The sequence below is a fragment of the Thermostichus vulcanus str. 'Rupite' genome (assembly GCF_022848905.1).
Lineage (GTDB): Bacteria > Cyanobacteriota > Cyanobacteriia > Thermostichales > Thermostichaceae > Thermostichus > Thermostichus vulcanus_A.
Map to the genome: position 1 here is coordinate 1 of NZ_JAFIRA010000004.1, position 11,685 is coordinate 11,685.

The following is an 11,685-nucleotide window of genomic DNA, read 5'->3' on the forward strand; positions in this document are numbered from 1 at the left end:
GTAATCTTGCGAATTGGTTGAGAGTTTATACTATTCCTGAACTATCGATAGGTCTATCCCGACTCATCGAGAAGTTAAATTCATCCCGATGGCCTTGGATGTCTACCTCAATCCTGTTCTCCTCTGCTTAGAGTGACGAAAGAGGGATATTGCATAACAAGTGGATCAAAATGAACGGGAAGGGCGCTCTAGGATCCCGCCGCCCAGCAGTAGATCCCCGTGGTACCAAACGGCGGCCTGTCCGGGGGTGACGCCAAACTGGGGTTCTTCAAACTGCAAACGCACTCGGTCTTCGGATTCTGGGATCAACGTCGCTGCCACCGCAGCCGTCCGATAGCGCACCTGCACCTCCACCGGCAGGGGATCCCTGGCAGGTGCCATCGAGACCCAATTCACCTGCTTTACCGTCGCTTCCGTCTGGGTGGCTTCTTCCCGTGTCCCAACAATGACTCGGTTCATGGCCGCATCAATGCGCACCACATAAAGCGGATGGGGGGCGGCAATACCCAAACCCTTGCGCTGACCGACGGTGTAGTGGTGAATGCCCTCATGGGATCCCAGTACCCGTCCTTGGGTATCGACGATGTCCCCTGGCTTTTGCCCGAGGTACTGATCCAAAAAGTTCCGCATCGAGCCGTGGGTTTCGATCAAACACAGATCCTGGCTTTCCGGCTTGGCGGCGGTGGCCAGACCATACTGAGCTGCGATCTCACGGGTTTGAGCTTTGGTGTATTCCCCCAACGGAAACAAGGTTCCGGCCAGGTGCTCTTGGCTGAGGTCGTAGAGGAAATAGGATTGATCTTTTTGCCGATCCACCGCCCGCAGCAATTGGTAACGCCCCGACTCGGCATCGAAACGCACCCGCGCATAGTGGCCGGTGGCGATCTGCGGGATCCCGAGCGTTTCTCGGGCATAGGCGAGCAAGGGGCCAAACTTCACCGTTTTGTTGCATTGGGAGCAAGGCAGGGGAGTAATACCATCTGCATAGCCCGCCACCAAGTAATCCACAATGTTGGCTTGAAACACCTCGCGGCTATCCACCACATGGTGCGGGATCCCCAACTGTTCACAAATGGTGGCCGCATCCACCAAGCCATCGGTACAGCACTGACCCTTCCCTTTCATCAACCAAAGAGTAACCCCTTCAACGGCATAGCCCTGTTCGTGCAAAATCGCTGCCACCGTCGAACTATCCACCCCGCCGGAGAGGGCCGCCACAATGCGAGGCCGTTGGGTCGGAACAGTCGAGGAGGTTGTCGAGGTCAGGAGAGAATGGCTGCTCGCGTCAGCAGGAGAAAGTCCTATCACCATGAATCGGCTAACGGGTTCAGGATTTCTACTCTAGCCTTCTTCAGTCTGGCTGAGTGGGGATCCCTCTTCTGGGCATTCGTACAGTTCCAAGGGCAGATGATCCGGATCTTGGAAGAAGGTGAAATAGCGGCCCGTTAACTCATCTTTCCGAATCGGCTCCACCGGGATCCCTCGTGCGGTTAACTCTTTGACAGCCGCTGACAAGTCCGGCACTCCAAAGGCCAAATGACGCAGCCCACAAGCCTCTGGGTATTGAACCCGTGCCGGTGGATTGGGAAAGGAAAACAGCTCCAGTTGAGTCTGCTCGCCAACTTGCAAATCCAGTTTGTAGGATTGCCGTTCTGCGCGGTAGGTCTCCCGCAAGATGGGAAGGCCCAAAATCTGCGTATAAAAGTGCTTGGAACGGCGGTAGTCCGAACAAATCAGAGCAATGTGGTGAATCCGGTTTAGTTGCACGAAAGTTGAGTCCCTAGCCAATCCAGATCCTCATACCATCAGGATGCCTGAAACCTTCAGGGATCCCTAATGTTCGGCGGCCACAATCCGGGCATTGAACCCCGCTTCAGACAAAGACCGTTGGGCCTGTTCTGCATTAGAACGTTGCTGGTAGGTGCCCACTTGAATCACGGAGCCCCGCACAAACGCATCTGGGGCATATTGTTGCAGCCGGGGCAATACCTCTTCTCCCGCCGGTACCACCACCCAAAAACTCTGGGCCTCGGAGATTGGGGGGCTTGAAGGGGAAGCTGGAGCGGGATTAGCGGCTGTGGTAGGAACGGGATCCCGTTGTAGCAGCGGTTGAGAACGACGCAGATCCGCTGGGAAAACCCCTGCTTCGTAGCCTTGGCTGGCCAGATAACGCACCTGTTCTTCTGCTGCCTGGGCATTGGCGAACCCGCCGGTACGCACCACCCGCAAGTCATCGTAAATGAGAGGTAGGGATCCGGCAATTAACTTTTCCAGAGCAGATAGTTTCTCGCCGGTTGGATCTGCCACCAGTACCCAGTAGTTCTCTCCTTGCTCTGGGTTCGCCAAGATGGGATCTGTCGCCGGGAAGGACTCCGTCCCCATCTCCGCTACTGCCACGGCCACCGCCGGTAGTCCTCGAGCTGTTAACCAACGGGCTTGGTCTTGAGCCAGGGAGAGGCGAGAAAACTCCCCGGTTCGCAGGGCTGTTTCCCCCTGGTATTCCACAACCGTTGCTCCCGGAAAGAAACGGCGCACCTGCTCCTCAAGGCGGGGATCCTGCGTGGGATTGGGCACTTGCGTCACAAAAGGCCGTTGGGAGGGCGAAGAAGGTTGTGAACTGGGGAGGGTTGAAGCCGGAACGTTCGCGACAGCGGGACGGAGTCCGTTTTCGGGTTGGCGAGAAGAGGCTGCTGATGGGGCTGAGTTGGGGGGGGTTACTCTAGCCGGGGGCAGAGGGGGATCCGTCTCTGCGCGGCTGACCACCCGCACCTGAAGTCCCAAGCGCTCCAGTTCTGTCTGGCGCCGTTGCGCATGGTTACGGTTGATAAAGGTTCCCGCCAAGATAAAAACCTCGTCATCCCCCTGAACCCAATAGGCATCCGGCACGTGGGTTTGCACCTGGGCCAGATCCGCTGCCGTCCCAGAAAGGACATGCACTTGGTAGCGAGTCAGGGCAAAGGCCGCCGGTGAGGTCAGGGCAACCGTCAACCAGAATCCCCCCAAAGATCCGCTCAAGGTGGCGAAAGGGCTGTTGCGCATGGATCCATCTCCTGTGTCGGAACTGGTGGCAACTCAAGGGTTCCGGGCAAACTTACAAACGGGAGGCCAGACGCGCTTGGGCAAAAAGGGAGGCCGCCTGCGGGGATCCCACATAGCGCCAGTGCCAGGGTTCGTAATTGACCCCCTGTGCATTGCCCGGCGGAAAAGACAATTCAAAGCCATACTGCGGCCCATACTGGATCAGCCAAGCATAGGCAGGAGTTTGGGCAAAGCTATACTGCACATGGGTTTGCGGATGTCGTCCATCGCCAATATCAAGGGCATAGCCAGTGTGGTGTTCGCTGTAGCCAGGCGGTGCAGATAAGCGCATGGCCGCCTGTTCGGATCCCTGTCGTTGAACCTGGCGGCGAAATAGGGCGGTTTGCACCGAGAGATCCCGAAACCCGGAGATGGGCACCAGCGAGATGCTACTGGCCTGGGCTTGCTGTTGCATTTGCCGAAACGCCTGGGCCGCTTCCCGATGCAGCCGTTCCACCCGCCCCCCTGGCCCACTCACCGCTTCCAGATCAGCCTCTAAGGCAACCGGATAGGGCCAGTGAAACGGGATCCCCCCCGTTGGCAACCCTCCGCCTGAGCTGACCACCGGCGCTTCCGGCGACCACACCTGACCCTCCAAGCCCAGTAAGGCCAGGGATCCCAACATCAGATCGATGCTGTCTTGTTGACGGAATGCCCCCACTTGGATCACCGAGTGAGATCCAATCTGACGGCGAAAGGCATCCGGGGCAAGGCTATGCACCCGTTCCAAGACGCCGGGGCCATCAGGAACCACCACCAGCCGTGGTGCAGCCAGAGAGGGAAGCCCCCAAGTCAGCAGAGTGACACAGAGCATGGTCAGCACCGCAACCAGCAGGCGGGATCCTCGTTTCGGCCACCGATGACGGTTAGACAGCCAGTTGTTTTTCACGGGCGGAGCACAGATATAGTGCACCTCCAGTATAGTTATGCTGACAAGACTCCACCCCTATCATTCAGCGACGGCGACGACGGATTTTCCGGGATCCCCCTATCGCAAAGCGGATCACCTCTGTTTTGTAGTGTTCAGTACCTTCGGCGTGGCGGTACACCTGAATGGCGGATCCCTGCCCAGAAGGAAGGGCAGGCAAGGGTTTTTCCGGGTTTTCCGCTTCTAGCGCAATGAAAAACTTCAGGCGCAGCAGCGCCTCTAACTTTGAAAGATGCTCAGTTTTTTCCGGCACCAACCGGCCCAAGGATACCTGTAGACGCGGCCCACGTCGCCGGGATCCGGAGCGACCCCAAAACTGCTGGGCCAACCCCCACCAAGAAGCCCGTTCAGGCGATTTCACCAATACCTTCAAGCCCGCGAGGGGATTTAGACCATAGGTGAGCAGCAGAGAATACATCGGCAGAAGAGAAAAGGAGACAAAAATGTTCGGGTCAAGGTCAAGCTAGAGTAATGGCGCATAGGCCAACTGTAACATTGTCAAACGATTCCCTGACACGTATGGCCGGGATCCCTTCCCAACGCTGGCTGTTTCATCCGGTAGATCCCCAGGCTGCCCGAAAATTGGCTGAGGCGGTGGGTGTCTCGCCCTTGCTGGCCCAAATTTTACTCAACCGGGGTCTCTCTAGCCCAGAAGCTGCCCGGCAATATTGGGATCCCAATCCTGCTCAGTTGCCGGATCCAGCCGCCGATTTTGCCGATCTCCCCTTGGCGGTGCACCTTCTGGATCAGGCCATAGACAATCAGAAACCGATCGCCATTTGCGGAGACTACGATGCCGATGGCATGACCAGCACGGCTCTACTGCTGCGGGCTTTGCGGAAACTGGGGGGCAACGTGCATTACCGCATCCCCAGTCGCATGACGGAGGGCTATGGCCTGAATAGCCGCATGGTTCAGGCGCTGCACCGAGAAGGCTGTCATCTGATTTTGACCGTAGACAACGGCATCTCTGCCCAGGAACCGATCCAACTGGCCAAGGAACTGGGTTTGGTGGTGATCGTTACGGATCATCACGATTTGCCACCGCAGTTGCCGCCCGCCGATGCCATCCTCAACCCGAAGCAGATCCCGGAAACTTCTCCCTATCGCGGCATGGCCGGGGTTGGGGTGGCTTATTTGCTTGCCCAAGCTCTGGCAGAAAAACGCGGGGATCCCGTTCTGGGTCGCATGGCGCTGGAGCTGTTTACCCTAGGCACGATTGCTGATCTGGCCTCCCTGACCGGAGTGAATCGCCTCTGGGTGCGTCAGGGGTTGCAACTGCTACCCACCTCCCAGGTGGAAGGGATCCGTGCTCTTTTAAGGGCAACAGGGTTGCTCGCTGCAGCCGATGCTAGCCCAGAAGGGTTACGCCCGGAATCGATCGGGTTTGGCCTGGGGCCCCGCATCAACGCCGTTGGACGGATTGGCCAAGCGGGCATGGTGATTAAGTTGCTAACCACGGATGATCCGACCCAAGCAGACCGACTGGCGCAGCGCTGTGAACGGCTGAATCAGGTGCGCCAACAGATGTGTGCCCGCATCGAAACCGAAGCCCTGGAGCAAATTATCCAGCGCGGGCGGGATCTGCAACAGGATCGGGTGTTAACGGTGCTGGGATCCCCAGAACGCAAGTGGCACAAAGGGGTGATTGGCATTGTCGCCTCACGCTTGGCAGAGCGCTACGGGTGCCCGGTGTTTATCGGCAGCCAATCGCGCCAAGGGGAAATTAGCGGCTCGGCGCGGCAAGGGATCCCGGAATTTAATGTGTTTGCCGCCCTGGAACATTGCAAAGACCTGTTTCACAAACATGGTGGACATCCGGCAGCAGGGGGCTTTAGCCTGGCAGCCCAAGATTGGCTGACCCTGGAGGAACGACTGCGACAATTTGCCGCCCTCCACCTAGAGCCGGAGCAGATTCAACCGCTGGTGCACATCGATGTAGAAGCCCCTTTGGCGGATCTCAACCTGGAGCTTTACCAGCAACTGCAACAGTTGCAACCCTGTGGCATCGGCAATCCCGAACCCGTCTTTTGCAGCCGTAACTTACAGCTTCTGCAACAACAACCCTTTGGACGAAGCTCGCCTGAGGGCCATGGCTCCGACAAAAGCCACCTGAAACTGCTGGTACAGGATCCCGTTCCCGTCAGCGGCGACTTGTCGCTGGATCTCCCTCTCCGATCAACCTCTGATCCCGTTGTTGCTAGGCAATGCTTAAGCGACAGCGGGACGGAGTCCCTACCCAGCAACCGTCCCCTCTGGGCCATCCGCTGGCGAGGGGCCGAGCTTTACCCCTTGCCGGAGCGAGTCGATCTGGCCTATACCCTGAAAGCGAAAACCTGGCGGGGGGAAACCCAACTGGAACTGGAAATCCTTGGCATCCAACCCGCGCAGTCCCCTCTTCCCTCTCCACCCCTTGCCAAAGTTCCAATCTCCCTTTCGCCGCCAATGCCCAAAGTCAATCCTCAGCCCACTCCTTCCGCCTCGAAATCCCTTTCTGACCTGCGGCTGATCTATCGCCCCGCCCCCCACCCCACTCAACCGCTGTACTGGCAAGCGGTGGAGCGATTTTCAACGCTGTTGCCCCAAGCACAGGGCACCATCCTCTTCTACGGATTCCGCCGTCCCACGCTTTCTCTCCATTCAGCCAGGGATCCTGGCCTGGTGGTCCATTACGACCGTCCGCAAGCGGGTCATCGTTACGATCACCTCTGGCTGTGGAGTTGGCCCCCTTCTTTGGAGCACCTGAAGTGGCTACTGCACTGCAGCTCCAGTGCGCTTGCGCAAGGTGCGGAGCACCAGAACCTCACCATCTCTGTCCACCGCCAAAGGATCCCCCTTGTTTCTGGTGAGGGTCTGCGGCAGCAACTGCGCCAGTATCTCCACAACGAAGACAAAGTGGATCTGCTGCGGTTGGCGCAGCAATGGTGGCTGTCTCCCCGGGTGTTGGTGGCGGGTTTGCGTTCGCTGGGTTACCCCTGCCACGACTTTGGCCCAACGGGATCCCTAACCGAAGAACTGGAAGCCCAACAAGCTTGGTATGGTAGTTCCTGGCAAGAGGTGGCTGCTTTGCTCACGTCGGAAAGGAAGGGATCCCCGACCAAATGGACGGTTACGGCAAACGCTTAGACCAACAAGAGTTGGTTAGTCGAGGGGGTACTCTTGCCCTGGTCGTCGGAGTTGTCTGAGGATTCATCTAGCCTAGTGGTTGGGATATTAACTGTCCGCTGGTCGTGCTCCGCACAACCCAGAGGGTCAACGCATTAAGGATGTTCTCACCATGCCTCTTTCCCCGCTCAGTTGGGCAGAATTGGAAGCCCTGAGTTCCTTTCAGATGGATCGGGTGAACGGGCCGACCAACGCGCAAGCCCGCTTAAGGTTGTTTGGTCATGCAGAGGCAGAGGTCCAGGTGACCCTCTACCGAGATCACCACGCCTGGTGCCCCTACTGCCAGAAGGTTTGGTTGTGGCTGGAAGAAAAGCGGATCCCTTACCGCATCGAGAAAGTCACGATGTTTTGCTACGGGCAAAAAGAGGATTGGTACAAGCGCAAAGTGCCCTCTGGGATGCTGCCCGCACTGGAACTTAAAGGTACCCTGGATCACCGAAAGTGACGATATTTTGCTGGCTTTGGAACAGGTTTATGGCCCTCTTGGACAAGGAATACAGGATCCGCGGGTGTTGCCGTTGCGGCGGTTGGAACGGCTATTGTTTCGGGCTTGGTGCCAGTGGCTGTGCTCGCCGGTTCGCAGCCCTTCTCAAGAGGAACAGCATCGAGCCCAATTTACCCAGGTGGTGAAAAAGGTAGAAACCACTCTCAGCCAGACTCCCGGCCCTTATTTTTTGGAGGAGTTTGGGATTGTGGATGTGGTTTTCACCCCCTTTCTGGAGCGAATGAATGCCAGCCTGTACTACTACAAAGGCTATTCGCTGCGGGAAGAGAACCCCCATTTGCAAGCCTGGTTTACGGGCATGGAGAGTCGACCTACCTACCGGGGCACTCAGGGCGACTTTCATACCCATGTGCATGACTTGCCACCCCAGATGGGAGGTTGTTGGGGCAACGGTGAGCCCCAGATGTTCATCAACCAGCAGCGGGTGGATCATGGCCCCTGGATGGGGTTACCGGATGTGGCTTATCCAGAGCCAGAGAGCGCTCGGGCGGAAGCTCTGCATCGGGTGCTTAAGCATCGGGCCAACTTGATTCGGGTGAATCCAGCAGAAGACAGCTTGATGGATGAAGCGTTGCGGGCGGCTCTGACCCATCTGATGACGGGAGACGTTTGTTGGCCACCGCCCGGATCCGACTCAGCCCTGCGCTATCTGCGGGATCGGATTAGCGTGCCTCGGGATATGTCGATTTACGCGGCCAAGCGCTTGCGAGAGGCTTTGGAGGCAACCGCAGCCTTGGTGGGGGATGGACAAGGGATCCCCATTCCCACTCAACACCGACGGGATCAAGATCCGGCCAACTTCCTCAGTTCCGGGCAGGGATCCCCTTAGCCGCCGGAACCCGCAGTTGGGCTAGAGGGATCCCCACTCAGGTGGGCCTCAGGGCGACTGTCCACCACCCGCCGCAGCACCCCATTGACAAAAGTAGCCGCTTCGGGATCCCCGTATTTCTTGGCCAATTCCACCGCTTCATTGATGGTGACCCGCACTGGGCTACTGGCCAAAATTTCCATTTCCACGACTGCCAATCGCAGGATGTCTCGTTCGATCCGGCCTAGGCGCTGCAGTTGCCACCCCACCAAAGCTGCCTGCAAGCGAGCATCAATAGCTTCTTTGTGGCTCTGTAGAGCTGTGAGCAGTTGTAGGGCGTAGGCGCGCACCTCTGGGGATTGGGCAATGTGCAACAGCTCCGGCATGGACAAGGCTGCTCCCACTCGGTTGATCGCCCCTTGGGCCAGTTGAATCACATCATCCAAAATGTGCCGAATGCTGTTTAACCGGTTTTCCAGATGGTCTAGGGATTGGCTGGCGTTGCTGAGGGCAACTTGGGCTTGATGGGTTAACCCCAGCAGTTCGCTGTGGAGCGTCTGGGCCGATTGGGCATCGGCCTTGCTAAGGACGGTTTGCAGGTGTTTCAGTTGCCGTTGAACCTGTTGAAGGCGGTCCGTAGGAGAACGGGATCCCCCAACTTCATCGGGATCCCGCGTATCGACCACCAACAGCGGATCACTCTCGTGCAGCAGACGGTCACTGCGTTGAATTTCGGCAGCCGCTGTGGAGAGGGTTTCGTGGGTTTCTTCACTCAAGGCTCGCACCGCTGCTAGCAACAAATCCTCCAGTTGTTTTTCGTTAAGTTTGGCCGCCGTGGCCGGCAGTTGGTTGACCCCCAAAAGGGCCAGTTCGCGGGCGATACGCCGAGGTTGCATTGCAGAATCCCTATAGCTCCAAAGACTGCCCTACTGCCGCAAGGCGGCGCGCTATCGGGCCTAGCTATGTTAGCAGGCTGTTGAGGCCCAAGGGATGTAGGTGATTGGCTGAAGGGTAGCCGAAAGGGGTTGCTTAACCCGCCGCAGAGTTGGGGTTGAGCACTCGAAACAGCTGAGAGGCACTTTGCTCCTTGCCAAATCGGGATTGACTGGAAACCGAGAGGGTGAGCCGCCGCTTGCTGCGAGTAATGCCCACGTACAAGAGTCGCAACCGCTCTGCCGCCAAATCCAAAAAGGCTTGTTCGGTTGCGGAGTCCGCCTGGGGATCCCAGCTCCCTTTGGGACTCAACCGGCGCAGTTGGGCCAGAGCCTCCGCCTGTAAATCCACATCTTCCAAAAAGGCCAAGCCCAGACGGCGCTCCCCGTATTGGGTGGGGAACTCATAGGCGGACAGTTGCGGGATAAAGACCTGATCCCATTCCAACCCTTTGGAGCGGTGTAGGGTGGTGACGGTAATGCTACCTGGTTCTGGGTCGAAGGCAAGAATCTCAGAAGGTAGGTTGTTGAGGCGGTGATCCAGAATGACCTGGAACTCCTGGGCGATCTCTTGCCAATCGGTTTCCGGCAGGGATCCCAACACTTGTTCCAACTGATCGATGACGTAGCGCCCGACAAACAATTCTTCCGGCTTGCGATAGAGGCTTTGGATAACCAGGTTCAGCACCTCCGCCCAAGGGGAACGGCCCGCCCGCAGCCAACCGGAAAGAGTGCGCAGTAAAGTGGCGAGTTTTTGCCAATGGGGGCCATCCGGCAGAGCAGGAGCCTCGCCAAAAGAGGGAAACAACAATCGTTCCGGCAGGGAAGCGCGGATCCTATTCAACATTGGCTCCAGTTCCGTCCGCGGGATCCCGGCCCAATCCGCCAGAGATTCCACCGCTGCTGCCAAGCGGGTCGGTGCTGTGGGTACCGCGAACAGATCGATCACCCCCTTCAGTTGCAAGAGCACCCGCCGTTGGCTGGGGTTATTGCGCAACAGGTCAATCACCCGACTGGCCCCCATTTCCTGCAGGTAGCTGAGGGCTTTGCCGCCCATGTCGTTGGTGATCACCAGAATGGCAACCGTCTGCTCAGGAAAGGCTTGCATAGCCTGAATGGCTTGCAGTGCCACCTGCTGTAGCTCCTCCTCTGGGGAGCCGCGCACCACCTGAAACACCACCTGACCCTCGCTGGCGTCAGGGTTTTGCCCACCGGAGGAGGCCAGTTGAATGTGTTGTGGGGCAAGGGCCGAGCGCAGCGCTTCCAGCGGATGGGATTGATTCACCCAATCCACCAGACGGTTGGCCAAGGCGAGAATGGGCGGGGCGCTACGGCTGGACTCTTGCAAAGTCACCTGGGGGCTAGCCCGACAAAAGGCGCGAAACAGACGCGGCTCGGCGGTGGTGAAGGTACCCATAATGCTCTGGTTTGGATCCCCAACCCGCACCAAGTTGCCAGTGCGCTGGCTGAGCAGACGCAACAGATCTTCCTGCAACGGGGAGCTATCCTGGGCTTCATCTTCAAACAGGTAGTCGTACCAGTTTTGCACCTGGGCCCGCAATTCCGGGCTGCGCTCCATCCATTCCACCGCCTGCCAGCCCAAATCGTCGTAGTCCAATTTGCCCAGGCGCCGCAACTCCGCCTGGTAGCTGGCATAAATGGGGGCAGCCCAGCCCAAGTACCCGCCAATATCAGCAGGGATTTTTTCTGGAGCAAGACGCAGATTTTTGGCTGTGCTGATCACCGCCTGCACCATTTGCTGAAAACTTTTTCGGAAACGGGCTCGGTTGTCTGCTACCTTGCGCGGGTTATCGTCGCTGGGGATGAGGGGATCCCACAGCTGGGTATGGTGGGTGAGCCAGGCTCGACACAGCCGACTAAGCAGCCGATCTCGCTCGTATTGCTCCAGAATGGATAGCTCCTCCTGGAGAGCTGGGGCCTCCCGCAGCACCCGCAAGGAGAGAGAATGCAAGGTAAAAGCTTGGGTAAAGCGGTTCAGATAGCCCGCCTGTTGCAAGCGCTGGTTGATGCGGCTGATCAAATTGCCCCGCGCCGAGCGCATGTAGGTAAACACCCCGATTCGCTCCGGGGCAACGCCACGGTTGAGGATCAAATCCGAAATCAACAGCTCCAGGATAAAGGTCTTGCCACTGCCAGGAACGGCGGCAATCCCCAGGGCTCCCGACTGGTAGGCCAACGCCTGCTGCTGGGCCGGGCGGAGGATCGGCTGAGGAAACGGGGGAGACGCCAAACCAACCATCGATGGATC

At 58.1% G+C, this 11,685-nt stretch carries 8 protein-coding genes and 1 pseudogene; 2 read left to right on the plus strand and 7 right to left on the minus strand.

The window, feature by feature from the left end; translation table 11 throughout:
* Positions 1–165: 165 nt before the first annotated feature.
* The 5 genes from mnmA to JX360_RS02650 form a co-directional block, all read right to left on the minus strand.
* Positions 166–1,311 carry a tRNA 2-thiouridine(34) synthase MnmA gene (gene mnmA / locus JX360_RS02630; protein WP_244349027.1) on the minus strand — a complete coding sequence of 382 codons (1,146 nt, stop codon included), beginning with the start codon at positions 1,309–1,311 and terminating at the stop codon, positions 166–168.
* Positions 1,312–1,341: 30 nt separating this feature from the next.
* On the minus strand, positions 1,342–1,767 hold the full coding sequence (gene gloA2, locus JX360_RS02635) for an SMU1112c/YaeR family gloxylase I-like metalloprotein (protein ID WP_244349028.1): 426 nt from the start codon (positions 1,765–1,767) through the stop codon (positions 1,342–1,344).
* Positions 1,768–1,833: 66 nt separating this feature from the next.
* Positions 1,834–3,039: a sporulation protein gene (locus JX360_RS02640; protein ID WP_244349029.1), complete on the minus strand. Its 1,206-nt coding sequence runs from the start codon at positions 3,037–3,039 to the stop codon at positions 1,834–1,836.
* A gap of 52 nt (positions 3,040–3,091) precedes the next feature.
* Positions 3,092–3,991 (minus strand): M15 family metallopeptidase, encoded by a 900-nt coding sequence (locus JX360_RS02645; RefSeq protein ID WP_244349030.1) that lies wholly within the window; start codon positions 3,989–3,991, stop codon positions 3,092–3,094.
* A 40-nt stretch (positions 3,992–4,031) separates the two neighbouring features.
* A complete protein-coding gene (locus JX360_RS02650) occupies positions 4,032–4,424 on the minus strand; it encodes a hypothetical protein (RefSeq protein WP_244349031.1) in 393 nt (130 codons plus the stop codon).
* A gap of 77 nt (positions 4,425–4,501) precedes the next feature.
* On the opposite strand from JX360_RS02650, the gene recJ reads away from it, so the two are divergent.
* Both recJ and JX360_RS02660 read left to right on the plus strand, forming a co-directional pair.
* The gene (gene recJ / locus JX360_RS02655) at positions 4,502–7,132 is read left to right on the plus strand and encodes a single-stranded-DNA-specific exonuclease RecJ (RefSeq protein WP_244349032.1); all 2,631 of its coding nucleotides are present in this window, start codon (positions 4,502–4,504) and stop codon (positions 7,130–7,132) included.
* A gap of 151 nt (positions 7,133–7,283) precedes the next feature.
* A pseudogene (locus tag JX360_RS02660) lies at positions 7,284–8,505 on the plus strand (glutathione S-transferase family protein).
* Here the strand turns inward: JX360_RS02660 and nusB are convergent.
* Both nusB and JX360_RS02670 read right to left on the minus strand, forming a co-directional pair.
* Positions 8,502–9,380: a transcription antitermination factor NusB gene (gene nusB, locus JX360_RS02665; protein ID WP_244349033.1), complete on the minus strand. Its 879-nt coding sequence runs from the start codon at positions 9,378–9,380 to the stop codon at positions 8,502–8,504. The pseudogene JX360_RS02660 and the gene nusB sit on opposite strands and share 4 nt — an antisense overlap.
* A gap of 133 nt (positions 9,381–9,513) precedes the next feature.
* A complete protein-coding gene (locus JX360_RS02670) occupies positions 9,514–11,676 on the minus strand; it encodes an ATP-dependent helicase (protein ID WP_244349034.1) in 2,163 nt (720 codons plus the stop codon).
* Positions 11,677–11,685 lie beyond the last annotated feature (9 nt).